Raw genomic sequence first — 207 nt, 5'->3', positions numbered from 1 at the left:
TCGACGAAGATCGCCTACTACATTGCCTACGCGCCCGCCGACGCCACGCTGAACGAGCTGATCGCCGTCGCGGGCGCACGCTGGGCGGTCGAGGAGTGCTTCCAGACCGCGAAGGGCCAGTGCAGCCTGGACGACTATCAGGTCCGCCGTCACCAGGGCTGGTACCGGCACATCACCCTCGCGATGGCCGTCCACGCCTATCTCGCC

General features: G+C 67.6%; 1 pseudogene. It reads left to right on the top strand.

Features of this window, described 5'->3' with window-relative positions:
- Positions 1–207 (top strand): annotated as a pseudogene (locus IEZ12_RS39790) (IS701 family transposase); the annotation flags it as partial.

It is taken from the genome of Kitasatospora griseola (assembly GCF_014648555.1).
Taxonomy (GTDB): domain Bacteria; phylum Actinomycetota; class Actinomycetes; order Streptomycetales; family Streptomycetaceae; genus Kitasatospora; species Kitasatospora griseola.
The sequence above is the reverse complement of the archived record's forward strand: the minus strand, read 5'-3'. Positions and strand labels throughout refer to the sequence as shown.